Source organism: Vagococcus sp. (assembly GCF_052102835.1).
GTDB lineage: Bacteria > Bacillota > Bacilli > Lactobacillales > Vagococcaceae > Vagococcus.
Window position 1 is genome coordinate 50,715 of sequence record NZ_JBQEIL010000004.1, and the last position, 24,531, is coordinate 75,245.

21 protein-coding genes are annotated in these 24,531 nt (G+C 33.1%); 18 read left to right on the plus strand and 3 right to left on the minus strand.

The features are described from left to right. Positions 1 to 32: 32 nt before the first annotated feature. Positions 33 to 1,685, minus strand: coding sequence for a PucR family transcriptional regulator (locus tag ACTJFD_RS05170; RefSeq protein WP_442260065.1), 1,653 nt, complete (start codon positions 1,683 to 1,685; stop codon positions 33 to 35). Positions 1,686 to 1,806: 121 nt separating this feature from the next. Between ACTJFD_RS05170 and argF the strand changes: the two genes are divergently transcribed. The 5 genes from argF to ACTJFD_RS05195 are packed head-to-tail and all read left to right on the plus strand — an operon-like array spanning position 1,807 to position 7,093. Continuing rightward, complete coding sequence (argF, locus tag ACTJFD_RS05175; protein ID WP_442260066.1) at positions 1,807 to 2,745, plus strand: ornithine carbamoyltransferase; 939 nt, start codon at positions 1,807 to 1,809, stop codon at positions 2,743 to 2,745. Positions 2,746 to 2,756: 11 nt separating this feature from the next. After that, positions 2,757 to 3,701 (plus strand): carbamate kinase, encoded by a 945-nt coding sequence (gene arcC / locus ACTJFD_RS05180; protein ID WP_442260068.1) that lies wholly within the window; start codon positions 2,757 to 2,759, stop codon positions 3,699 to 3,701. Next, complete coding sequence (locus ACTJFD_RS05185; protein WP_442260070.1) at positions 3,701 to 5,209, plus strand: YfcC family protein; 1,509 nt, start codon at positions 3,701 to 3,703, stop codon at positions 5,207 to 5,209. Before arcC ends, ACTJFD_RS05185 begins: the two co-directional genes overlap by 1 nt. Positions 5,210 to 5,236: 27 nt before the next feature. Further along, the gene (locus ACTJFD_RS05190; RefSeq protein WP_442260071.1) at positions 5,237 to 6,091 is read left to right on the plus strand and encodes a dimethylarginine dimethylaminohydrolase family protein; all 855 of its coding nucleotides are present in this window, start codon (positions 5,237 to 5,239) and stop codon (positions 6,089 to 6,091) included. A 15-nt stretch (positions 6,092 to 6,106) separates the two neighbouring features. After that, on the plus strand, positions 6,107 to 7,093 hold the full coding sequence (locus tag ACTJFD_RS05195) for an NAD(P)-dependent oxidoreductase (RefSeq protein WP_442260073.1): 987 nt from the start codon (positions 6,107 to 6,109) through the stop codon (positions 7,091 to 7,093). Positions 7,094 to 7,137: 44 nt separating this feature from the next. Here ACTJFD_RS05195 and ACTJFD_RS05200 read toward each other — a convergent pair whose 3' ends face one another. Then, the gene (locus ACTJFD_RS05200) at positions 7,138 to 8,166 is read right to left on the minus strand and encodes an NAD(P)H-dependent amine dehydrogenase family protein (protein ID WP_442260074.1); all 1,029 of its coding nucleotides are present in this window, start codon (positions 8,164 to 8,166) and stop codon (positions 7,138 to 7,140) included. A gap of 85 nt (positions 8,167 to 8,251) precedes the next feature. Here ACTJFD_RS05200 and ACTJFD_RS05205 point away from each other — a divergent pair, with 85 nt between their 5' ends. The 11 genes from ACTJFD_RS05205 (at position 8,252) to ACTJFD_RS05255 (ending at position 20,725) form a co-directional block, all read left to right on the plus strand. Further along, on the plus strand, positions 8,252 to 9,088 hold the full coding sequence (locus ACTJFD_RS05205; RefSeq protein ID WP_442260076.1) for a MerR family DNA-binding transcriptional regulator: 837 nt from the start codon (positions 8,252 to 8,254) through the stop codon (positions 9,086 to 9,088). A 262-nt stretch (positions 9,089 to 9,350) separates the two neighbouring features. Beyond that, a complete protein-coding gene (locus tag ACTJFD_RS05210) occupies positions 9,351 to 10,394 on the plus strand; it encodes a serine hydrolase domain-containing protein (protein WP_442260078.1) in 1,044 nt (347 codons plus the stop codon). A 17-nt stretch (positions 10,395 to 10,411) separates the two neighbouring features. After that, entirely contained in the window at positions 10,412 to 11,317 is a 906-nt protein-coding gene (locus ACTJFD_RS05215) for an AEC family transporter (RefSeq protein ID WP_442260079.1), read from the plus strand. Between the two features lie 85 nt (positions 11,318 to 11,402). Continuing rightward, positions 11,403 to 12,431, plus strand: a complete 1,029-nt coding sequence (locus tag ACTJFD_RS05220) for a LacI family DNA-binding transcriptional regulator (RefSeq protein ID WP_442260081.1) — start codon at positions 11,403 to 11,405, stop codon at positions 12,429 to 12,431. 218 nt (positions 12,432 to 12,649) lie between these two features. Then, positions 12,650 to 14,068, plus strand: coding sequence for an L-fucose/L-arabinose isomerase family protein (locus ACTJFD_RS05225; RefSeq protein WP_442260083.1), 1,419 nt, complete (start codon positions 12,650 to 12,652; stop codon positions 14,066 to 14,068). After that, positions 14,065 to 14,892, plus strand: a complete 828-nt coding sequence (locus ACTJFD_RS05230; protein ID WP_442260085.1) for a transketolase — start codon at positions 14,065 to 14,067, stop codon at positions 14,890 to 14,892. The genes ACTJFD_RS05225 and ACTJFD_RS05230 overlap by 4 nt, the downstream gene beginning before the upstream one ends. A gap of 1 nt (position 14,893) precedes the next feature. Next, complete coding sequence (locus tag ACTJFD_RS05235) at positions 14,894 to 15,829, plus strand: transketolase family protein (protein ID WP_442260086.1); 936 nt, start codon at positions 14,894 to 14,896, stop codon at positions 15,827 to 15,829. 1 nt (position 15,830) lies between these two features. After that, the gene (locus ACTJFD_RS05240) at positions 15,831 to 17,270 is read left to right on the plus strand and encodes an FGGY-family carbohydrate kinase (RefSeq protein WP_442260088.1); all 1,440 of its coding nucleotides are present in this window, start codon (positions 15,831 to 15,833) and stop codon (positions 17,268 to 17,270) included. Continuing rightward, the gene (locus ACTJFD_RS05245) at positions 17,267 to 18,199 is read left to right on the plus strand and encodes a substrate-binding domain-containing protein (RefSeq protein WP_442260090.1); all 933 of its coding nucleotides are present in this window, start codon (positions 17,267 to 17,269) and stop codon (positions 18,197 to 18,199) included. Before ACTJFD_RS05240 ends, ACTJFD_RS05245 begins: the two co-directional genes overlap by 4 nt. A 67-nt stretch (positions 18,200 to 18,266) precedes the next feature. Continuing rightward, positions 18,267 to 19,754 (plus strand): sugar ABC transporter ATP-binding protein, encoded by a 1,488-nt coding sequence (locus tag ACTJFD_RS05250; protein ID WP_442260092.1) that lies wholly within the window; start codon positions 18,267 to 18,269, stop codon positions 19,752 to 19,754. Then, positions 19,754 to 20,725, plus strand: coding sequence for an ABC transporter permease subunit (locus ACTJFD_RS05255; protein WP_442260094.1), 972 nt, complete (start codon positions 19,754 to 19,756; stop codon positions 20,723 to 20,725). The genes ACTJFD_RS05250 and ACTJFD_RS05255 overlap by 1 nt, the downstream gene beginning before the upstream one ends. A 57-nt stretch (positions 20,726 to 20,782) precedes the next feature. Here ACTJFD_RS05255 and ACTJFD_RS05260 read toward each other — a convergent pair whose 3' ends face one another. After that, positions 20,783 to 21,946, minus strand: coding sequence for an ROK family transcriptional regulator (locus tag ACTJFD_RS05260; RefSeq protein WP_442260096.1), 1,164 nt, complete (start codon positions 21,944 to 21,946; stop codon positions 20,783 to 20,785). 119 nt (positions 21,947 to 22,065) lie between these two features. On the opposite strand from ACTJFD_RS05260, the gene xylA reads away from it, so the two are divergent. Together xylA and chvE are read left to right on the plus strand one after the other, a co-directional pair. After that, positions 22,066 to 23,373, plus strand: coding sequence for a xylose isomerase (gene xylA / locus ACTJFD_RS05265; RefSeq protein ID WP_442260098.1), 1,308 nt, complete (start codon positions 22,066 to 22,068; stop codon positions 23,371 to 23,373). An 18-nt stretch (positions 23,374 to 23,391) separates the two neighbouring features. Continuing rightward, positions 23,392 to 24,489, plus strand: coding sequence for a multiple monosaccharide ABC transporter substrate-binding protein (gene chvE / locus ACTJFD_RS05270; protein ID WP_442260100.1), 1,098 nt, complete (start codon positions 23,392 to 23,394; stop codon positions 24,487 to 24,489). Positions 24,490 to 24,531 lie beyond the last annotated feature (42 nt).

The following is a 24,531-nucleotide window of genomic DNA, read 5'->3' on the forward strand; positions in this document are numbered from 1 at the left end:
TATATTTAAATATAAAAACATCTTGTTATTTTTTAATCATTTATCTGACTAAGATTAACTTGATAAAGTCGAATAGCTAAAAACATGTTCATCAAATGATCACTTTTGTTTAGATTAATACTTAATAATTTCTCTATTTTTTTAAATCGAGCTCGTAAAGTATTTTTATGAATAAAAAGACATTCGCTAGTATTAGTATGCGAAAAATTATTTTCGATATATGTTTCAAGAGTGTTTAAAAGTTCGCTTTTATATTGTTTATCGTGATTTATTATAGGAATAATATATTGATTTAAAATTTGTTCAATGAATAATTCGTTAATATTACCAGCTTCATTAGTGAATAACTTTAAAATTCCTAAATCATTGTAATTTTGGAATTTTTCGTTAGATCTTCTTTTTTCAAGATAATGCAAAGAATGTTCGGCTTCTTTCCAAGAAGAACTTAAGTGATAGTAAGGAGAAGAGCCCCCAATTCCAACATAGAAAGAGTCATGTTGGAAAAAGTTAGTTAAGAATTGAACAAGAGAATTAATAAAAATATTAATATTTTTCTGTGAATCTCCAACAAGTAAGACCCAGTATTCTTGTCTTGAAAAAATCAAGATATTTTGATTTGTAAAATACGTTTTATAAAACTCATTGTAAAATTCGGAAAAACTAGTTGCTTTATGGATAAGATCATATGTTGTATTCCATTTATAATTTTTGACAAGAATAACTTGATAACTTAGTTCTAATCGAGTCCCTAGTATTAAACTATAATGATTTCGATTTTTATTAGAAGCTTTTTTAAGATTAAGCAACTCTTCAAAAGCTAAGTCTCGATAAACTAAATTTGTTTTTAGGACCTCTTGATAAAAGGTCTTTTTTAATTGATAAATAGATTCTATGGTTTCTAATTTCGCTAATGTTTCTGGTGTGAGTATGTTAATTTCAATAGGAATTTTGATTAAAAGATAAAAAACATCATTTTTATTATCTTTGTTTTTTATAAAAATGATTTGTGAATTAGTATCTATTAATTTGTTTTTATAGCGATAACCTTGAATAATACGATTATTCATATTGTAACCAATCATTTCTTTGTGTATTAAATCTTTTGTAGTAATATTCTCAATCACTTTTTTCCATTTGTAGTCAAATGAAGCATCTAACAAGTTGAAACGACTGTCTGTAATTGCAATAGACAGATTTGTTACGTTGTAAATAGATGAGCATAAATCATTTAAGCCGTGATTATCACGAAGGTAATTTAGAATAGTTTTATGAAATTTTTCGGTATCTTTAATTATATTTAATTGTTTTTGAAATTGTAGCTCTTGTACAGTTGTAGTTACTTCGCTCCATGCATAATCATCGTCAATTAAGATAATAGGGATATTGAAATGTAGCGCTGCATCTATCTCGCTCTGAGAGATAAATTGTTTGAATTTTTTTTTAGTGATAATACCAGAAATATTTCTTTGAGAGAGTTGTTTAATAAAATTGACATCAAAGTTATATTCCATAAAACGTCCAATGATGATGAGTTCATTTTCTTTTACCCAATTTACAATATCTGGAATATCCATGATTGTGACTGTTTCAATAGTATTAGTAAAACTTTTTTTTGTACATATTAAATCTGATGTGTTGAATAGTTCTTTTTTTAACATTTCTTTAACGCTTATCCTATTTACCATCTTATACCTCCATTGTTCTAACACACAAAGAAAGCGCTTTCTTTGTGTGTCTTTATACAATATATTCTACTCTATTTTTCAATTATTATAAAGGCATCAAGTTAAAGGAGAGAAACATATTATGAGAAATCGTTTTAAAGGAAAAAATTATCTAGCATTTAAGGACATGACAAAAGAAGAAATTGAGTTTATTACAGACTTATCACTGGATTTTAAAAAGAAATGGACTGTTGGTGAACCACATGAATATTTAAAAGGTCAGGTATGGGCAGCTCTATTCGAAAAAAATAGTACTCGTACTAGAAATGCATTTGAAAGAGCAGCGGCAGATTTAGGTGTTAAAGTTGTTTATTTAAGACCAGATGAAATGCAGATGTCTCGTGGCGAACCTCTTAAAGATACCGCACGTATTTTAGATCGTTATTTTGATGGATTATTCATTCGTACATTTGGTCATGAAATTGTTGAAGAGTGTGCTGAGTGGATGCAAAACCCAATTATTAATGGTCTGACTGCGTTAGAGCATCCAACACAAGGTATCGCTGACTTAATGACAATTAAAGAAAAATTTGGAAAATATGAAGGTTTAAAAATGTGTTATGCGGGTAATCTTTATAACGTTGCCTATACGACAATGATTTTCTGTGCAACTTTAGGTATTGATCTTTACTTAGCTTGTCCAGCTGAATTGAAACCAGATCCTGAAATCATGGAAGAAACAATGAAACGAGCAAGACTTTCAGGTGCGAAGATTGTCTTTACAGAAGATTTTAATGAAGCACTTAAAGATGCAGATATCGTTTATGGTATGTCTCAATACAGTATGGGACAACCAGAAGAAGAAATTGAACATCTTAAAAAAATATTTGCACCTTATCAAATTACAATGGATGCAATGAAAAAAGCTAAAGAAAATGCCATTTTCATGCATTGCTTACCAGCTCATCGTGGTGAAGAAGTTACAGATGAAGTAATGGAATGTGATCAATCTGTTATTTTTGATGAGGGTGAAAACCGTATGCATTCAATTAAAGCAATTTTAGCTGCAGTAGCTGACTAGGAGGAAAGTAAATGTCAAAACTAGTAATTGCTTTAGGAGGCAATGCTTTAGGAAAAACTGTATCGGAGCAAAAACAAGCAACAAATCTTGTTGCTCCGATTCTTGTTGATTTGATTGAACAAGGACATGAAATAATAATAACACATGGAAATGGTCCACAAGTAGGCTTAATTAATCATGCATTTACAGATTTTATTGAAGAAACAGGAATAATTGATGAGATGCCATTTTCAGAATGTAACGCTATGAGTGAAGGTTACATAGGATATCATATTCAAAACTCAATAAAAAATGAATTAGAAAAGAGAAAGTTGTCAAAAACTGTGTGTACTTGTGTAACTCAAATTTTAGTAGATAAAGATGACCCAGCATTTTCTAAACCAACAAAACCAATCGGAGTTTTTTATGATAAAAAACGAGCAATGGAATTAAAAGAAACAAAAGGGTACCAAATGAAAGAGGATTCAGGACGTGGATATCGCCGAGTTGTTGCATCACCAATACCTATTGATATTTTAGAGAAAGAAGCAATATTAGCTTTATTCTCTGCAGGTCAAATAGTTATTGCTTGCGGTGGCGGTGGTATTCCAGTTGTGAAAGAAGAAAATACTTACTACGGTGTTGATGCTGTTATAGATAAGGATTATTCTAGTGAGAAATTAGCAGAATTAGTTTCTGCAGATATTTTTATTATCTTAACAGCAGTGGATCAAGTTTTTATCAATTATGGAACAGAAGAAGAAAAAGGGTTGGATAAAATAACGAAAAATGAAGTAGAAAGATTAATAGCTGAAGAACAGTTTGGTGAAGGTTCGATGTTACCTAAGATTCAAGCAAGTCTTGATTTTGTAACACATGCTTCAAATAAAAAAGCGATTATCACTTCTATAGAACAAATAAACAATGCATTATCTGGCCGTGGAGGTACCGTGATTATTGGAAATGAGGTAGGCTAATGGAAAATGTAAAAGAAAAAAAGAAGTTTAAATCCCCCAATACGTATGTCATCATATTTATTGTTCTCTTAATTGTTGCTATTTTAACCTGGTTTATACCAGGTGGTAAATATGAGTTGGATGCTTCCGGACGAGCAATTGCTAATACATATACAAGAATTGCTTCAAATAGACAAGGTTTATGGGATGTTATTATGGCACCAATCATTGGAATGGTTGGTAATGAACAAGTTTCGGGAGCGATAACTATTTCATTAAACGTCATGTTGTTTGGTAGCTTTTTAGAAATGATGGATACAACTGGTGCTATCAATATAGCTTTAAAGGGTGTTGCACGTAAATATCAAAAAAATTATTATGTTTTGATAACAGTATTAACATTTATTATGGGTATTTTCGGAACGGTTCAAGGAGCGTATGAGGAAGGATTTGTTTACTTACTGATGTTCTTACCGATTATACTGGCACTTGGTTTAGATACTATTGTAGCTTTGATGATTGTTATTTTTGGTACTCAGGCTGGTTGTGCAGCCTCAATTGTCAATCCGTTTTCAACAGGAATTGCATCAGGGATTGCAGGTATTAGTCCCGGAGATGGAATTGTTTATCGTACGATTATCTTTGTTGTATTAATGTCATTGTGCTCTTTTATGATTTGTCGTTACGCAAATCATATTCAAAAAAATCCTGAAAAATCTGTTCAATACTTCAGACATGAAAAAGATTTATTAGAATTTGCTGGTGGTACTGACGATGTGGAGAGTCTAAATAAAAAACAAAGAAAAGTATTTAGCGTTTTTATTCTAACTTTTGTTATTATGATCACTTCACTTATTCCGTGGACATCATTAAATCCTAATTGGACATTCTTTGAGAACGTTACAAAATGGCTGATGAATGCTCCAATCATCGGTACGATTTTGGGTAAAGATTTAGTTCCATTTGGTGAATGGTACTTTAATGAAATTAACGGTTTACTAATTATTATGACAATTGTTGTAGGAATGATTATGGGATATACCATTGATAAAACCATAAATATCCTAATTAAAGGAGCGGCAGCGTTGGTCTCAACTGCATTTATAGTTCCTTTAGCTAGAGGGATCCAAGTAATTATGACTGATGGAAATATCACAGCGACCGTTTTAAATGCAACTGAAAAAACATTAGGTAGTTTACACCCGGTTGTATTTATTATTGTTTGTTTCTTAGTTTATATCTTATTAGCAATGTTTATCCCAAGTTCAACAGGCTTAGCAGCAGCAACAATGTCGATTATGGCACCATTAGCTGTTTTTGCTGGTGTATCTGAATCTGCAATGGTTGTTGTTTATAACCTAGCGTTAGGCTTTGTTAAAATTTTTGCACCAACATCAATTATTGTAATGACTTGTACACAGGCGGTGCACGTCGATTATGGATCATGGCTTAAAGCAACAGGAAAATATATCGCAGTATTCTTTGTAGCTTGTTGCTTAATTTTATTAGTTAATGTATTAGTATTCTAAATTAAATAAGAAATGGAGCGTAATGAAATGACTGAAAAATTTTATGTGAAAAATGGAACAAATGTATTGAAAAAAGTGCTGGTGTGCTCACCACGATTTTATAAATTTAATGGAATTAATGATATTACTAAGAGTTGGATGGAAAAAGGAGAAACAGAGAAAAATGAATTAATGGTTAAAGAATGGGACACATTAATTCAAGCTTATAAAGATAATGGAGTGGAAGTAGTAGAAGTGGCTTCATATGAAGAGTTGGAAGTTCAAACATTTGCACGTGATTTTGGTGCAATGGTTAAAGAGGGGGCAATTATTGGTAAGTTTCGACACCCAGCACGTCAAAAAGAAACAGAAGTTTATGAACAAAAATTAAAAGAAATGGGAGTTCCAATCATAGCACGTTGTAATGCAGGGTGTTTTGAAGGTGGCGATTTCTGGATGATTGATGATCATACAATTGCATTTGGATTAGTCGATCGTACAGATAAAGCAGGCGTTGATAATTTACGAGAACAATTAGAAAAATTCGGTTATACCGTAGTAGGTGTTGAATCACGTCCTACTAACTTGCACTTAGATATGATTTTTAATATTGTAGCACCTAAGGTTTGTATTGCTGCAACAGATGAATTACCATATCAATTTTTAGAGATGCTAAAACGTCGTAACTTCAAAATTATTCATGTTCCAAGTGAATTAGTATTTAAACATGGTTGTAACGTTCAAGCATTAGGAAATGGTAAAGTTTTAGGTATTGAGAACAATAAATCGGTTAACGAAGCAATGGAAGCTGAAGGGTTAGAAGTAATCAAATTACCATTGGAACAAATTTTAAAAGCAGGCGGTGGACCACACTGTATGAAATTCCCTGTTTCAAGAGATTAGAAAAGAGGCAAATAAATGAAAATAGTAATTACTGATTATCCTGATTCAATGATGCCTACTCATGATTATGAAAGAGAAATCTTAATAGATGGTTTGGGTGAATGTGAAATTGTCGTTTATGAGTATGCGGATGAAAAGCGTGAAGAGTTTTTTGAGGTAATTAAAGATGCTGATGCTATTTTGACTGCTTTTACTAAGATTGATGCAGAAGCAATGGATCATGCCAAAAATTTGAAATTAGTTTCTCTAAATGCAACTGGGTATGATAACGTCGATCTAGTTGAAGCAAACCGAAGAGGAGTTGGTGTTTGTCCAGTAGGGGAATATTCAACTATAGATGTAGCTGAATTTACAATTACATTAATGTTGACATTGATAAAAAATTTAAAAGCCTATATTCAAGATATCGATATCAATCATAAATGGCGTTATGACGTAAAGCCACCAAATGCACGCGTCGAGGATATGACACTAGGTGTTTTTGGATTTGGAAAAATAGGTAAAGCTGTAGCAACTAGAGGCAAGGCTTTAGGTATGACTGTCATTACTTGCGATCCTTATGTTGACCAGAAACTAGGTGATGAGTACGGTGTTATATTTGTAAGTAAGGAAGAACTTTTAGCAACATCTGATGTAATTACAAATAATATGAATCTAAATGAGAGTAATCAATCATTCTTTAATTTATCAGTTTTTAAAGAGATGAAAAAAGCACCATTTTTTATTAATATGGGGCGTGGTGCGAGTGTAAATGAATCGGACTTAAAAATAGCTCTAGATAATGGTTTAATAAAAGGAGCTGGTCTTGATTTACTTGCTGATGAGACACCAGATTTAGAAAACCATCCCTTAGTTGGATTAGATACTGTGATCATAACACCTCATGCAGCTTTTTATTCATCAACTTCAATAAAAGAATTGCAGAGATTATCTACTGAGAATATAGTATATTACTTAACGAATCAAAAAGATAAAGTTTTTAAACTTGTTAGCGATAATTAAAAAAAGACCGCTCTTCTGTGTGGGAGGAGCGGTCTTTTGTGTTTTTATAAATAAGCGTTTAATGGATAAGTCGTGAATTCTGTTGTTTCCAGTTTTTCACAGGTAACAAATCCGTTAGGAGCTTTAAGTAATGATGGAATACGATTGACAACAGTTGCACAAGTATGAGCGACTGTATCTGGTTTTTCTAATGAGAAAATCATGTCAGGTTCTCCAGTGATTTTCCAATCACACATATCACCATCTGTTGGGCGGTAAACTTTACCAATACACTCTACTTCGAGTTCAGGACCTTGGTAGGTTTGAATACTGGTGACAGCAGACATTCCCGTAGCATCGCCAGCAGGAATAGTCCGACCAAGCGTTTCAGAGTAGATATCTTCATCTAAAGTTATAGCCACATTTTTTTGTGAAATCGACTTGATTGTCCAATTCATTTTAGAACAAATTGCTTCAGCAGCATTCCACATATAAGAAGGTAAGCTTTCTGCTTGTGCGATGTCACTTTCAAACTTAGCCATTGGATAACCAGCACCGTGAGCTTCAGCTAAGGCTAAGCCATAGTCTTCAACATTATAACTTACTGCACCTTTTACTTTAGTTACACCATTCATCCCGGCCATCATAAGTGTTGGCATATTGATCCAATAAATATCTTGCATTCCGCTACCTGTAATCGTGACATTATGTTTTTTTGCTAGTTTATCTAAATAATTAGTTTCAGCAGGTGATGTATTCCATGGATAGATGGCTTCTTCACAAGTTGTGATAATATTCACATTATTTTTGATGCAAAGTTCAAAGAAAGGCATCATTTCAGGCATGTAACTAAAGATAGTAACAACAGCAACATCAGCATCTGTTTCATTTAAAACTTTTTCAGCATCATCAGAGATAAGTACGCCCATTTTCCGGCCGAGATTAGCGAAATCACCAATATCCGTACCTACTAACGCTGGATTATTATCGATTGCTCCGACAATTTCAGCACCATGATCAACTAAATATTTAATCATTACCTCAGCCATTTTTCCACAACCAAATTGAATTACTTTAACTTTGTCTAACTTCATAAAAATAACCTCCCAAATTATTTGATAATCATTTCACAATCATAGTATAATCTCTATAGTAACTATAGAGTCAAGGAGAGTTATCATGAATGAAAAACTAAAAATTGGTGATTTTGCTAAAATGAATGATGTATCTGTTCAAACACTGCGTTATTATGAAAAAATCGGTTTATTAAAGCCTTATTTTATTGATTTAGAAACAAATTATCGATATTATCATCTGCTCCAATCACCAATTATTGATAGTATTCAGTATTTAAAGGAATGTAATTTATCACTGACTGAAATTAAAAGCTTTCTGTCTGAAGAAAAATCATCGCTTGTTTTACATCAAAAAATGGAAAAAGAACTTCAAACTTTGATTGACGAGCAAGAAAAAATAAGTCAACGAATGCAACGAATTAAAAGTTTTATGGTGAATAACCAAACGTACCAGCAAAACTTAAAGAAGACCGCTTTTGAAATAATCAACTTGCCAGAGCGTTATCTTTATCAGTTCGAAATCCCTAAAAATATTTATGACTTGAATCCGAATGACTATGAACATTATTTACGTGATTTTAAAGCTCATCTTAATCAAGAAAAGTTACATGTGATTCACTTTAGTCAAGTGGGATCAGTTATTCCTCAAGCTCTATTTGAACGAAATGAAATGATTTCAAAACAAATGTTTGTTTTTTGCTCAAGTAAATTGAAACAACTGAATCAAGTTAAAACCTTACCAGCTCATTTATACGCAGTAGATTACTGTCATTCATTTGGAGATGAGATGGGAAAAATCAAAGAATTAAAGAAAAAAATTAAAGCCAATGGTTATCATGTAGCTGGAGATTATTTGTGTGAGGTACTCAGAGAATTACCACAAATTGATCGTTTAGAACGTAATATGTTTATTCGTTTACAAATCCCAATTGAATCTTAGTACCATTTGGTTATTGATTTGATTTCAATCTGTTGAATGGCGTGGTATGCAATTTTTTCTTGTCCTTTTGAATGAATTGCGTATGAAAAGTGTAGTCAAAAAGGGACAGATTATTCCTTCTTCCGTTTATTTATGGCTCAATTACATGAACGTTTATTCTATTTGTAAAGATAATTCATAAAAATATAATTATCAGTGTCAAGTTGTCGATGGGTATGCTACTCTTTTATTAAGCACAAGTTGATGATAGGAGAGGATTGCGATGAGGAATAAAAAAGTACCATTGCTTTTATTTGGAGTATTTCTTTGTTTTTTGTTTTTTTTCATCTTTATCTCAAAAGAATCCATACCATTTAATGCTGAAAAAGAGCATAAAATTGATGATATGTTGGAAAAACATCATTTTAAAGGAACTGTTTTAATGGTTCAAAATGGGCAAGTCGTTTTTGAAAAAGCTTATGGTCAAGCAGACCATGAAAGAAAGACAGCGAACACATTAGAAACCATTTTTCCAATTGCTTCACTTCAAAAAAGAATGACTGCAGTTATTATCGCTCAGTTGATTGCAGAAGGTAAGCTGAGTTATGAGACGAAGTTAGCTGATTATTGTCCAGAGGTCAGAGGAGCTCAAAAGATAACGATTCGTCAATTGTTAGATCATACATCGGGGTATGTGATGCCGGAAATTGCTCCAGTTAATGTTTTGAAAACAGAAGAAGCTCAATATGATTATGCACTACAACTAACGACTGTTTATGAGCCAGGGACGTACCAGTACTCAAATGGCAATTATACTTTTTTGGCACGGGTGATTCATTTGATTGAAAAAAAGACGTATGCGGATGTTTTAAAAGAAAGAATCATTCAACCACTTGGTTTAAAAAATACTTTTTTATGGGATGAAATCCCGAAAAATAAACAAGTACCGGAAGAATATATGTATCTTAATGGTGATTATACTACTCAGAAACGCGTGGCTTCTCCTGCCTTATTTAGTAGTCTATTAGGAGCTGGAAATGTCTTCTCAAGTGTGAATGATTTGTTGCTTTTTGAAAAGAGTTTGTCAGATAATCAGTTGTTAACACATCAAGAAATGGAAATTGTTTTCGACTGGTCTTTTGAACAACCTAAAAAAAAGAAGATGATTCGTGGTAATATTTCAGAAGCGGGTCAATTAGGAGGGTATGATAGTGCTGTTTATGGAACACTGGACAATCAAAACTTAGTTTTTTGGTTATCTAATCAAGCACCAGTTGACCAAGAAGGCCAACTGCTTAATATACTTTACGAAATAATGATGTATTAAAAAAGAGGAGAATTGTAGTGGGTGCAACGGTTTTTAGTGTGACAAGCGTTTTAATTTTGTTTATGTTAGTGGGTGTTTTTTTACAGTTAAGAGGGAAGTATACGCCCCAAGTTAATTATTTTTTAGGCTATTTTTTAACCAATATTGCTTTGCCACCTGCCATTATTAATAGTTTTCAGTTACCAAGGACGCTAGAAACGATAGAGTTAATTAAAACAACAGCATTCTATTCTTTGATAATGATGTTTATAACGTTAGGAATTGGTGTTCTTGTGGCTAAAATATTTAATAAAAAAGAGAATTTAAAAAGATTATGGATAACGGGAATTACTTTTTCCAATATTCTTTTCATAGGTATTCCGATTGTGGAACAATTATATGGAGAAAAGGGATTAGTCGTACTCGTTGTTTATAATACGATATCTAGTATTTTCTTATTTACAATTGGTGTGATGATTTTTTCGGAACAACGTCATTTTGATTGGCGAAGAATGTTGCTTGCGCCAGCTATTTTAGCTGCGTTGATTGGTTTTGGTTTGTTTATGCTTAATATTCAGTTACCACAACCCATTGAATCTTTTAATATCGCTTTAGGCTCGATGACTGCTCCAATTTCGATGATTATTAATGGAGGACTCTTTGCAAAAAGTTCATTAAAATCGATATTTAAAGATAAAGATAATCTCCAATTTGCATTTGCGCGTATGGTAATCATACCTGTCATCTTTGTGAGTGTTTTATCTAAATTCATTACTGAACCGATTATTTTAGGAGTGTTAGTGATGGTTTCAGCAATGCCATCTGGAGCAATTAATGCGATTTTTGCAGAACAATACATAGGTGAAGGAGTAAAAGCTTCACAGTATATTACGCTAACAACACTAATCAGTATGGTGAGTTTACCGTTAATAATGTCCTTTTAAGTTAACAAAAAAAAGCTAAATAATTAAATAAAAATTTAGCTTTTTTTTTGTTTTTATAGTATAATCACGATAATGGAGGGATTATGTGAAGATATTAATTTCTGATATTGCTAAAAAAGCAAAAGTATCAAGCGGAACGGTTTCAAATGCATTGAATAATCGTAAGGGGATTAGCGAAGAAAAAAAACAGATGATCATAAAAATAGCTGAAGAAATGGGTTATTTCAAACAAAAAGATGATAAAGAGATGTCAAAAATTCGTTTTGTTGTCTTAAGTAAAAAAGGAAATATTGTTGGCGACACACCATTTTTTTCAGAGTTAATTAGAGGAATTGAGTTAGAGAGTCGAGAATTAGGCTATGAACTAATGATTAGCCATTTAACAATTGATAAAAATATAAAGAAAAATGCAAACGATCTTTTTGGTAATGGCCAGGAGAGTGGGACGTTATTATTGTGTACAGAATTAGAAAAGGAAGATTTGTTTTTTTTAGATCAAATAAAAAAACCGTTTGTATTAATTGATACTATCTTTAGAACGCAGATTTATGATTTTGTAGCGATTAATAATGTCGATGCTTCTTATGAAATAGTAAGGCATATGATTAGTAATCATCATAAAAAAATAGGGATTATTAATTCTAAGTTTCAAATGAATAATTTTAGAGAACGAAAAAAAGGATACCTTCAAGTGCTGACCAATCATAACTTGGAAATTAATCGTGACTTTGAAGTTTTGGTGGAGCCGACATTAGAAGGTGCTTATCGAGATATGAAAGCATACTTAACAAGTCGTTTGGAAACTCATCAACCACTGCCACAAGCTTTCTTTTCCGTGAATGATATTATTGCAGTTGGTGCGATGAGAGCTTTGAAAGAGTTTAATTTATTAGAGCAAACGTCAGTGACAGGCTTTGATGATATTCCTTTAGCTGAGTTTTCAACGCCTAGTTTAACAACAGTCAGAGTGGATAAACAAAGTTTGGGTAGACAATCTGTGAGACGATTAAATGAAAAAATTAAAGATGAAAATTTGTTACCAGTTAAAGTTTTATTATCAACAAAATTAATTGAGCGAGAAAGTGTAAAAAAAGTGAATAAGGTAGAAAATTAAGCAATGATGATGTAACTGACAGTTATATCATCATTGTTTTTTTAGTGTTATTTTAGTAATAAATACTTTTAATGTAGTTTGTTATATGCGTTTTCAAAAGCCTTTCAAATCAAGGTTACTAAAATAAAGCTAAAAATAAACTAAAAATATGTTGAAAAAATATACTAATGTGTTATCATTTACTTGTAAACGATTACAACTATTGAGGAGGAAACAGCATGGATTTTAGTAAAGTAAAGTTGGGATTTGCGCCAACGAGACGGAACCTATTTAGTGCAGATGCAGCAATTGAGTATTCTAATTTAACTCGAGAAAAAATGAATGAATTAGGGATTAACTATGTTGATATTTTAGATGTGAATGAAGAAGGTCTTCTTTACAACGATGAAGGCATGGAAAAAATTGCAGCTAAATTTAACGGAGAAGAGATTGATGGGCTTTTCTTAATGAATGCTAATTTTGGAACAGAATATGAATGTGCTCGTTTAGCAAAAAAACTAAATGTTCCCGTTTTGTTATGGGGTCCTAAAGATGAAACGCCAGCTGAAGATGGTTCTCGTTTAAGAGATACACAATGTGGATTATTCGCAATTGGTAAAGTCTTAAGACGTTTTAATGTGCCATTTACTTATATAAAAAACTCTGATGTTGACTCACCAGAATTTGAGCGTGGCTTGAAAGATTTCATTAAAGTTTGTAATGTCGTTAAAACATTTAAAGAAACAAGAATTTTACAAGTTGGCCCAAGACCTTTTGATTTTTGGTCAGTGATGTGCAATGAAGGTGAATTATTAGAACGTTTTAACATCTCATTATCGCCTGTTCCTTTACAAGAACTGTATCAAGAAATGGATAAAGTTAGAATAAATAAAAAAGATAAAATTCAAAAAGCACTTGATTATTTTAATAATGAAACGATCGTCGAAATTAGTGATGAAGACTTAGAAAAAATTGCAGTGTTAAAAGTAGCTTTAGAAAGTTTATGTGAGTTTTACGGTTGTAACTCAGGAGTTATCCAATGTTGGACAGCGCTACAGGACGAAATCGGTATTTTACCTTATGCTTCATTATCATTACTTCAAGAAGAAGGTATTCCGTTTGTTTGTGAGACAGATGTTCATGGTGTCATTACGGAGTTACTGATTGAAGCAGCTAGTCTTGGTAAAGAAAAAGCAATTTTTGCCGATGTGAATTGTCGCCATCCAGAGGTCGAAAATGGTGAACTACTTCAACATTTAGGGGTTTTCGCTTATTCAACAGCAGCTGAAAAACCAGCTTTACCACAACGTCACTTTGTTTTTGATTATCCTGGTTCAGTTCGCTTTAAAGCTAAAGATGGCGAGTATACCTTATGTCGTTTTGATGGTGATCATGGCGAATACTCATTATTGATGGGAAATGCTAAAACGATGGAAGGTCCTTTCAATCAAGGAACTTATCTTTATTTAGAATTTGAAAACTTAAATCGTTTAGAAAGTAAGTTAGTTTATGGCCCTTATATTCATCATGTGGCGGCCGTGAATACTGATGTTGTTCCAGTTTTATATGAAGCATGTAAATATTTAGGTGTAACACCAGATTTCTATGATCCAATTGAAGAAGAAGTAAAATCTTATTTAAGAGGGGATATAAAATGACAGTAGATACCAAACAACTAGAAAAGAAAGCCATTGAATTAAGAAAGCGTTTGTTTACCCTGATTCATGACACACGAACAGGTCATACAGGAGGTTCTTTATCAAGTGCCGATATTTTAACTGCACTTTATTATCATGTGATGACTGTTGATGTGGAAAATCCAGAGAATGATGCTCGCGATCGCTATGTTCAAAGTAAAGGTCACGCGGTTGAAATTTTATGGACAGTTCTAGCAGATAAAGGTTTTATTACAGATGAAGAACTCAATACTTTTTCACAATATAAATCACGTTTAATCGGGCATCCAAATAATGAAGTGCCAGGAATTGAGATGAATACGGGGTCATTAGGTCATGGCTTATCGATCGCTTCAGGAATGGCTCTAGCTGCTAAAATGGATAACAAAGAATATCAAACCTATACATTAATGGGAGATGGCGAGCTAGGTGAAGGTTCATTATGGGAAGCGGCGATGTTTGCTCCACATAAAAAACTAGATAATTTAACCGCAATTATTGATAATAATGGTTTACAAATTACAGGCAAAACAAGTGATGTTTTAAATACAGAACCGTTGAAAGAAAAATGGGAAGCATTTGGCTGGTTTGTTATTGAAGTCGATGGTCACAATATGGAAGAATTACTTGCTGCATTTGATCAAAAAGATGAGCAACAACGACCAAAAATGATTATTGCACATACTGTTAAAGGTAAAGGCGTATCTTTTGCTGAAAATCAAGCAGGTTGGCATCACCGAGTTCCAACTGAGGCTGAGTATGAACAAGCCATTGAGGAATTTGATAAGAAATTGGAGGTTCTATAAAATGAATAAAATCCCAAATCGTCAAGCAATGTGTGAAGTATTAATTGAAGAAGGAAAACAAAATCGTGAGATTGTTGTTTTAACAAGTGATTCACGTGGTTCAGCATCCTTAGCTGCGTTTGCAGATACTTTACCAGATCAAATGGTTGAAGTTGGTATTGCAGAGCAAAATATTGTTGGTGTTGCTGCTGGATTAGCTCATTCGGGTAAACGTCCATTCGTAGCATCACCAGCAGCATTCTTAAGCATGCGCAGTATCGAACAAGTCAAAGTAGATGTGGCTTATTCAAATACAAATGTTAAATTAGTTGGGATTAGTGGTGGTGTAAGTTATGGTGCATTAGGAATGAGTCATCATTCTTTACAAGATTTTGCAGTGACTCGCGCTATTCCAAATCTACAAGTTTTAGCGCCGTCAGATCGTTTTGAAACCATGGCAATGTTTAAAGCGTTAGCTAAATCAGATAAACCTGCCTATATCCGTTTGGGTAGAAATGCAGTTCCAGATAATTATGATAATGAACCTACTGATTTTGAGATTGGCAAAGCAGTCGTGATGAAAGAAGGAACGGCACTTACAATTATTGGGATTGGTGAAACAGTTGCGCCAGCGTTAGAAGCGGCGAAAGCGTTAGAAGAAGAAGGAATTAAAGTAGAAGTGATCAATGTTCATACCTTAAAACCTTTAGATACTACAACGATTTTAAAATCAGCTAAGAAGACAAACTTAATAATTACTGTAGAAGAACACAGCCTTCATGGTGGTTTAGGAAGTGCAGTTGCAGAAACATTAGCAATGGAAACCGACATTAAACATAAAATCATTGGTCTACCAGACGACAAATTAATTACTGGAAGTGGTAAAGAAGTATTTGAACATTATGGACTTTCAAAAGAGAATTTAATGAAAGAAGCCAAAGCTTTACTGGTGGATTAGGATGACAGAAAAACGATTAGTCATTGATCAAAGTACGACTGGTACAAAAATGATTTTGGTAGACACAACAGAAAAAATTAAAATATTGGATCGGATAGATTTGCCACATGAGCAAATCTATCCCCAAAAAGGTTGGGTGGAACATAACCCCATTGAAATCTATAAAAATGTCGTTGTTTTATTTGAGAGAATATTAAAGAAAAATCGATTAGTAGCGAAAGATATTAAAAGTATTTCAATAACAAATCAAAGAGAGTCGATTGTGATTTGGGATAAAAAAACTGGTAAGTTGCATTCAAACGTGATGGTTTGGCAATGTAATCGAGGGATTGAGATTTGTTCAGAACTTGAAGAACGAGGGTTAAAACCTTTGATTTATAAAAAAACCGGTTTACTTTTGGATACCTATTTTTCAGCATCAAAATTGAAACACTTTTTTGATCATCAGCAACTAACCGCAGAGCAAAAAGAAAATTTGGCAATTGGTACAATGGACGCGTGGTTAATTTGGAATCTAACGGATAGGCAACATTTGATGACAGATGTGAGTAATGCTTGTCGGACTTTATTATTTAATATTTATGATAAATGTTGGGATAAAGAATTAACTACTATTTTTAACGTTCCGATTGAAGCGCTTCCAAAAGTGCAACATTCAAATTCAAATTTTGGTACCTATCAAGAAATTCCGATTGTTTCTGTTTTGGCGGACTCACAGTCAGCATTATTAACCCATTCTTGTTTTAATTTAGGCGATACTAAGGCAACCCTAGGGACTGGTTCATCGTTATTAATGAATATTGGTTCTGGTGTTAAGCTGAAAAAAGAAGAAGCAGTTGTTACCATTGCGTGGGAAGAAGACGAAAAGACAGTCTATGCTTTAGAAGGAATAATCCGTTCATTCGGCGATATTTTGAATTGGTTAAAAGATAATTTAAACTTATTTAAAACGTTTGAGGAAGCCTCAGAATTAGCTTTTTCATTGAAGAATAATGATGGCGTTTATTTTATACCCGCATTAGAAGGATTGGCAACTCCGTACTGGAGCCCTCATTTAGAAGCTACGTTTGAAGGGATGACAAGAAATACACAACGAGCTCATTTAATTCGAGCTGGTTTTGAAGCGATGGCATTTCAATTGCGTTTGGTTTTAGATGAATTTGAAGAAAGTACTGAAATTAAAGTGACTTCTTTACATGTCGATGGTGGCCCAACTAAAAATGAGAAGTTCATGCAGTTGGTAGCAGATATTACGAATAAGCAGATTATTGTCGGACAAGTAGAAGAAGCATCTGCAATTGGAACACTGATACTTTTGGGAGAAACACTAGAAAATTCAAAAGAGCAGACAGCAACTTATGAAGCAGAAAAGAGCTATGAAAAAGAGTACCAGCAATGGAAAAAAATGATAGAAAAAAATTTAGGAGGAAATGAATCATGAAAAAATTTAAAAAAGTTTTAGTTAGTTTGTTAGGTGTAGCAGCGGTTGGTTTATTGCTAACAGGATGTTCAACAGAAGGAGATAAAAAAGAAGAAGCGAAAAATAAAGAACCGAAAGATTTGAAAATTGGTTTTTCAATTTCAACATTAAATAACCCTGCTTTCGTTTATTTAAAAGATCAAATTGAAGAAAATGCTAAAAAAGAAGGCAGTAAGATTATTGTAGCTGATGCTCAAAATGACTCAGCGAAACAATCAGATAATATGGATGATTTTATTCAACAAAAAGTAGATGCGATTATCGTTAACCCAGTTGACTCTTCTGCAATTGCACCATCTGTTGAAGCTGCAAATGATGCTAACATTCCAGTTGTCGCAGTTGACCGTAGTTCTGATGGTGGTGAAATTCTATCACTTATTGTTTCAGATAACGTTAAAGGTGGAGAAATGGCTGCTAAATATTTAATAGATACTTTAGGAGAAAATGCTAAAGTAGCAATGATTGAAGGAATTCCAGGAGCATCAGCAACGAACGAACGTGGCGAAGGCTTTAAAAAAGGCGCTAAAGGTAAATTAGATATTGTTGCTTCTCAAAATGGTGACTTTGACCGTGCGAAATCATTGACTGTTACTGAAAATATTTTACAAGCAAATCCAGAAATTAAAGGAATTTTTGCTCAAAATGATGAAGAAGCACTAGGTGCATTAGAAGCAGTTAAAGCAGCTAAAAGAGATGATATCGTAATTATTGGTTTTGATGGGGCAGAAGATGCACTTAAATCAATTGAAGAAAAAGAATTAAATGCAACCATAGGTCAACGTTTTGACGAAATGGCTAAACTGTCATTAGATTCAATTTACAAACACTATAAAGGTGAAAAAGTTGATAAAGAAATATTTGCTCCAGTTGAGTTAATTACTCAAAAATAATTAAATAAAAACATCAATTTTTAGGAGGATAACGGTTGAAGTTGTTCTCCTAAAAAGGAGGTTTAAGATGGAAATCCAAATGAGTAATATCGAAAAAAGTTTTGGAAAGAATAAAGTTTTACGAGATGTTGATTTGGTAATTAAGCCTGGCGTTATTCATGCTTTAATGGGAGAAAACGGTGCAGGTAAGTCAACATTAATGAATATTTTAACAGGTTTACATAAGTTAGATTCAGGAAAAGTTTTGATTGATGGACAAGAAAAATATTTTTTTGATCCACATGAAGCTGAACAATTTGGAATTAGTTTTATTCATCAAGAGATGAATAACTGGGCAGAGATGACGGTCTTAGAGAATATGTTTCTTAATCGAGAAATTAAAACCTCTTTGGGCTTTTTAGATACACGTAAAATGAGGAAGATAGCCACTCAATATTTTGAAGAATTAGCCATTAGTATTGATTTAAACCAACCGATTAACTACCTTTCAGTTGGTGAACAGCAAATGGTTGAAATTGCGAAATCATTGATGACCGATTGTCAGGTTTTAATTATGGATGAACCAACGGCTGCATTATCAGATAAAGAAATTCGAAATTTATTTGAAATTATTCGCTCGTTAAGAGAAAAAAATGTAGCAATTGTTTATATTTCACATCGAATGGAAGAAATTTTTGAACTATGTGATGAAATTACTGTTATGCGAGATGGCTTGTCAATTGATACTGTTTTAATTGAAGACACCTCGATGAATGAAGTTGTCCGAAAAATGGTCGGTCGTGAAATTACGGATTATTACCCTGAAAAAACGGCAGCCATTGGCAAAAAAGTTTTTGAGGTGAAAGAGTTAACTTCAGCTGAAGGAACATTTGAAGAAGTAAATTTTGATGTTTCATCTGGCGAAGTGATTGGTTTTTCTGGACTAATGGGCTCAGGAAGAACAGAAATTATGCGTGGTATTTTTGGATTAGATAAGTTGAAATCTGGAAAAATATTACTTGAAGGACAAGAAGTAACCCTTCAATCACCACATCAAGCGATTGTTAAGGGAATTGGCTTTGTGACAGAAGATCGAAAAACGGAAGGCTTAGTTTTAGATTTTACCATTAGAGATAATATAGCATTGCCTTCTATTGATGGTTTTAAGAAGAATGGTTTGATTGATGATAAAGCAGTCAATGATTTTGTTGATTTACTAGTCAAGCGATTACATGTGAAAGTTCAATCAAGTGAAGACATCGCTGGTGAGTTATCGGGTGGAAATCAACAAAAAGTAGTCTTGGCAAAATGGATTGGTGCTGGTTTGAAAGTGTTGATTTTAGATGAACCTACTCGTGGTGTTGATATTGGTGCAAAACGTGAAATTTATCAATTGATTAATGAACTTGCCGATCGTGGTGTAGCAATTATTGTTGTTTCAAGTGATTTGCCAGAAGTATTAGGAATAAGTGATAGAGTTATCGTAGTGCACGAGGGAAGAATTAAGGGGCAATTAAATCGAGAAGATGCTAATCAGGAAAAAGTAATGACCTTAGCAACAGGAGGTAGTCTTTGATGAATAAGACCGTAGAAAATAGTGAAGTGGTAGATAAAAAAGAAAAATTTAGTAATATAATCAGTCGACTAGGTTCAGTGATTGCCTTGGTAATCTTAATGGTAATCATCACAATCTTAAATCCTGATTTTGTTTCAATTAACAATCTTTTAAATTTATTACGTCAAGTATCAATTAATGGCTTTATTGCTTATGGTATGACTTTTGTTATTTTAACAGGAGGAATAGATTTATCGGTAGGTTCGATTTTGGCTTTATCTGGTGCTTTTACAGGAGGGTTATTGGCAGATGGAATCTCACCAATTATTGCGATTATCGCTGGAATGTTAACTGGAGCGGCTTTGGGAGCTATTAATGGTTTGCTTGTAACTAAAGGAAATATGGCCCCTTTTATTGCAACTTTAGCTTCCATGACAATCTATCGTGGAGCAACGTTAGTTTATACTGATGGTAATCCAATTACAGGAATAGGAAACTCTGCTTTCTTCAAGTTTTTAGGTAGAGGTTACATTTTAGGTATTCCATTTCCTGTTATTTTAATGTTTGTTTCTTTTATTATATTATTTGTGTTGTTACATAAAACTTCTTTTGGTAGAAAAACCTATGCCATTGGAGGAAATGAAAAAGCAGCATTAATTGCTGGAGTAAAAATTGATAAAATTAAAATTTTGATTTACACGATTTCAGGATTCATGTCATCGATTAGTGGTATTATCTTAGCCTCTCGTTTAAATTCAGCTCAGCCAACAGCTGGAACGGCTTTCGAGATGGACGCGATAGCTGCTGTAGTTCTTGGTGGAACCAGTTTATCCGGTGGACGTGGGCGAATTTTTGGAACATTAATTGGTTCTCTGATTATAGGTACTTTAAATAACGGATTAAACTTATTAGGTGTTTCAAGTTTTTATCAACAAATTGTCAAAGGGTTAGTGATTATCGCCGCTGTTTTAATGGACCGTAAAAAGAAATAAAAAAATAAAGACTTTCAGTTTTAGAGAATAAATCTCAAATTGAAGGTCTTTTTTTGATTAGTTGATTTCTTTTTTTAGTTGATCTAATTTTAAATTTTGAACATTTAAAAAGGCTTGAATATTTTTTGATATTCCCCCTAGTAAGGTCGCTTTTTTATTGAGAGAACTATTACAAACTTGAATATCATTAGCAAAATGATTATTCAAATGTTGGTTGATTTCATCAAATAAAAAGGGAAATTTATTGTAGACAGAACTATTGATAACAATCACTTCAGGGTCGTAGATCATCACGAAATTATTAATAGCGATACTTAGATATTTTGCATTATCCTTTAAAGCTTTAAGAACGTTGTCTTGGTCACTGTTAAAACGTTTAACCAGTTCGTCTGAATTAAATTTTTCTAAGTTTAATTGCTTATATAGGGCATGATGCGATGCATACCGTTCAAGACAGCCGTGATTTCCACATGGACAAATTAAGCCATCAGGTATTAAAATAGTATGACCAATTTCTCCAGAAAAGCCGTGGATACCATTTCTTAATTTTCCTTTTTCAACAAGACCAGCACCAATACCTGTATCAATATTAATACTAACAAGACTTTGAGAATGATTTCCAAACGTATATTCACCTAAAGCAGCTAAATTACCTTCGTTATCCATCGTGATGTTTTTATAGGGTAAAATGGCTTGAACTTGTGCTAAAAAATTTTCTGGTAAATCATAGTTGGGTGTATAAAGAATGGTTTCATCGCTACAAACACCATGAACAGCAAAACTAACTCCTATAACACCGTAAATAGAAGCTTTAGGTAGGTCTTCTATCAGTTGTTCAATAACATTTAAGGTATAATCGAAAACATTCTCACGTGAAACAATTAAATTTCTTAATTTGACTTCTTTAATAATCGTTCCGTCTAAATGACAAAGCATTCCTTCGACATATTTAGGGGCTAAGTCAATTGAGATAGATTGAGCAGCAATAGGGTTAAGAGTAAGTAAAATTGGTTTTCGCCCGCCTTGTTGACTACCTTCACCAGTTTCATTGGTCATAATTAGCTGTTGGTCAAGTAATTCTTTTGTGATGTCTGAAACAGAAGCTTTGTTTAGTCCGGTAATAAGTGCTAGGTCCGATCGGGAGATACTTTTTGAAGTAATAATATGTTTTAAAATAATCGCTGTATTTCGTTTTCTAATTTTATATTTATCAATGATCATATAAATCCTCCTTGAAAGCGCTTGACAAAAATTAAATATCGATTTATGATTAGCTTACATTAGTTAGTTTACTGTACTAACTAACTAAAATCAAGTCTTATGACAGGAGGATTTTAAAAATGAGCTATTTTCCAAATGTAGAAAAAATCAAGTATGAGGGTGTAGGAACTAAGAATAAGTTTGCTTTCAGACACTATAATCCAGAAGAAGTGATTATGGGGAAAACAATGAAAGAGCACCTACGTTTTGCAGTGGCTTATTGGCATACAATGACTCAAGACGGTTCAGATCCATTCGGTAACCCAACAAATATTAGAAATTGGTTTGGTGATACTCCAATGGAAACGGCTAAAAACCGTGTGGATGCCTTTTTTGAATTTTTAGTCAAGATGGATGTTGAGTACTTCTGTTTTCATGATATTGATATTGCACCTGAAGGTAATTCTTTAGAAGAGTTTTTTGCAAATATCGATACAATTACTGATTTAATTAAAGAAAAAATGGATGAAACTGGAATAAAGTTACTTTGGAATACAGCGAATATGTTCTCCCATCCTCGTTTTAACAATGGAGCTGCTTCATCAAATAATGCAGAGGTTTTTGCTTATGCAGCAGCACAAGTCAAAAAAGGATTGGATGTTAGTAAAAAATTAGGTGGCGAAAATTATGTTTTCTGGGGTGGCCGTGAAGGTTACGAATCGTTACTAAATACAGACATGAAATTAGAGCAAGATAATATTGCACGTTTATTTAAAATGGCGATTGCTTATGGTGAGAAGATTGGTCATAAACCACAATTCTTACTTGAGCCAAAACCAAAAGAGCCATCAAAACACCAATATGATTTTGATGCAGCGACAACAGTTGCTTTTATTCAAAAATATGGTTTAGAAGGCGACTTCAAACTTAACTTAGAAGCAAACCATGCTACGTTAGCTGGTCATACATTTGAACATGAATTAAATGTAGCTCGTTGTTATGAAGCATTGGGTTCAATTGATGCGAACCAAGGCGATTTATTATTAGGCTGGGATACAGATGAATTCCCAACGAACGTGATGGATACTTCTTTAGCAATGTATGAGATTTTAGAAAATGATGGCATTGCACCAGGTGGAATTAACTTTGATGCAAAAGTTCGTCGTAGCTCATTTGAAATGGACGATTTAGTTTTAGCTCACATTGCTGGAATGGACACATATGCACGAGGGCTGAAAGTAGCGGCTAAATTAAAAGAAGATCGCTTCTTAGATGAAATCAAAGAAGAACGTTATGCGAGCTATACAATTGGAATTGGTAAAAATATTATTGATGGTAAAGAAGACTTAGAAACGTTAACAACGTATGCGTTAGAAAATGACCAAGTTGAGTTGGAATCAAGTCATTTAGAATATGTTAAATCACTTTTAAATGATTATTTAGTTTAAAAAACACTAAAGGAGAATATGAAAATGAAATTGAAGAAATTAATGTTAGTCGTTTCTACGTTAGCTGTATCATTATTATTAGTAGCTTGTGGTTCATCGGGGGATAAAAAAGAAGGCGGTTCAGAAACAAAAACAATAGGTATTTCAATGCCATCCAAAGCTTTAGAACGTTGGGAAAAAGACGGTAACTTCATGAAAGATCAATTTGAGAAAAAAGATTACAAAACAGATGTTCAATATGCACAAGATAGTGTACCAACACAAGTCTCTCAAATTGAAAATATGATTACAAAAAATGTTGATGTTTTAGTTATTGCACCGATTGATGGTGAAGCGTTGAGTGATGTTGTTGCAAAAGCTAAAAAACAAGACATTCCAGTTTTAGCTTATGATCGTTTGATTATGCATGCTGAAGGTGTTGATTACTATGCAACTTTTGATAATTTTAAAGTTGGTGTTTTACAAGGACAGTTTATTGTTGATAAATTAAACTTAGAAAAAGAAGCAGGTCCATTTAATATTGAATTATTTGGTGGTGCCCCGGATGATAACAATGCTAAATTTTTCTTTGATGGTGCAATGTCAATTTTACAACCTTATATTGATGATAAGAAATTAGTTGTTAAAAGTGGTCAAACAGATTTCAACAAAATAGCCATTAAAAATTGGGATGGAGCAACAGCTCAAGCAAGAATGGATAACTTACTGAGTTCAGCGTATACAAAAGATCAAGTGGATGCAGTTTTAGCTCCAAATGATGCAATTGCAGTAGGTGTTGTTTCTTCACTTAAAGGTGTTGGCTATGGTAAAGAAGACCGTAAGATGCCAATCATTACAGGTCAAGATGCAGAAGCAGCATCAGTAAAATCAATCATTGCGGAAGAACAAACAATGACAGTTTTCAAAAATACTCAGAAACTAGCAGAAGCTGCTGTTAAAATGGTTGACGAAATGGTTGCTGGTGAAAAAGTTGAAGTGAATGATAAAGATACATATGACAATGGTAAAAAAGTTGTTCCAACTTATTTATTAGAACCAGTAGTTGCAGATAAAGATAATTACAAAGAAATTTTAATAGACAGTGGCTACTTGAAAGAGTCTGAAGTCAAAAAATAAATGAAACAAGATAAGCCAGGTAATTAAGGTCATTTACCTGGC

Excerpts from the sequence above, each read along its gene's own strand:
- ACTJFD_RS05170 (WP_442260065.1), bottom strand. The coding sequence starts at position 1,685 with ATGGTAAATAGGATAAGCGTTAAAGAAATGTTAAAAAAAGAACTATTC.
- argF (WP_442260066.1), top strand. The coding sequence starts at position 1,807 with ATGAGAAATCGTTTTAAAGGAAAAAATTATCTAGCATTTAAGGACATG.
- arcC (WP_442260068.1), top strand. The coding sequence starts at position 2,757 with ATGTCAAAACTAGTAATTGCTTTAGGAGGCAATGCTTTAGGAAAAACT.
- ACTJFD_RS05185 (WP_442260070.1), top strand. The coding sequence starts at position 3,701 with ATGGAAAATGTAAAAGAAAAAAAGAAGTTTAAATCCCCCAATACGTAT.
- ACTJFD_RS05190 (WP_442260071.1), top strand. The coding sequence starts at position 5,237 with ATGACTGAAAAATTTTATGTGAAAAATGGAACAAATGTATTGAAAAAA.
- ACTJFD_RS05195 (WP_442260073.1), top strand. The coding sequence starts at position 6,107 with ATGAAAATAGTAATTACTGATTATCCTGATTCAATGATGCCTACTCAT.
- ACTJFD_RS05200 (WP_442260074.1), bottom strand. The coding sequence starts at position 8,166 with ATGAAGTTAGACAAAGTTAAAGTAATTCAATTTGGTTGTGGAAAAATG.
- ACTJFD_RS05205 (WP_442260076.1), top strand. The coding sequence starts at position 8,252 with ATGAATGAAAAACTAAAAATTGGTGATTTTGCTAAAATGAATGATGTA.
- ACTJFD_RS05210 (WP_442260078.1), top strand. The coding sequence starts at position 9,351 with ATGAGGAATAAAAAAGTACCATTGCTTTTATTTGGAGTATTTCTTTGT.
- ACTJFD_RS05225 (WP_442260083.1), top strand. The coding sequence starts at position 12,650 with ATGGATTTTAGTAAAGTAAAGTTGGGATTTGCGCCAACGAGACGGAAC.
- ACTJFD_RS05230 (WP_442260085.1), top strand. The coding sequence starts at position 14,065 with ATGACAGTAGATACCAAACAACTAGAAAAGAAAGCCATTGAATTAAGA.
- ACTJFD_RS05235 (WP_442260086.1), top strand. The coding sequence starts at position 14,894 with ATGAATAAAATCCCAAATCGTCAAGCAATGTGTGAAGTATTAATTGAA.
- ACTJFD_RS05240 (WP_442260088.1), top strand. The coding sequence starts at position 15,831 with ATGACAGAAAAACGATTAGTCATTGATCAAAGTACGACTGGTACAAAA.
- ACTJFD_RS05245 (WP_442260090.1), top strand. The coding sequence starts at position 17,267 with ATGAAAAAATTTAAAAAAGTTTTAGTTAGTTTGTTAGGTGTAGCAGCG.
- ACTJFD_RS05250 (WP_442260092.1), top strand. The coding sequence starts at position 18,267 with ATGGAAATCCAAATGAGTAATATCGAAAAAAGTTTTGGAAAGAATAAA.
- ACTJFD_RS05255 (WP_442260094.1), top strand. The coding sequence starts at position 19,754 with ATGAATAAGACCGTAGAAAATAGTGAAGTGGTAGATAAAAAAGAAAAA.
- ACTJFD_RS05260 (WP_442260096.1), bottom strand. The coding sequence starts at position 21,946 with ATGATCATTGATAAATATAAAATTAGAAAACGAAATACAGCGATTATT.
- xylA (WP_442260098.1), top strand. The coding sequence starts at position 22,066 with ATGAGCTATTTTCCAAATGTAGAAAAAATCAAGTATGAGGGTGTAGGA.
- chvE (WP_442260100.1), top strand. The coding sequence starts at position 23,392 with ATGAAAATGAAATTGAAGAAATTAATGTTAGTCGTTTCTACGTTAGCT.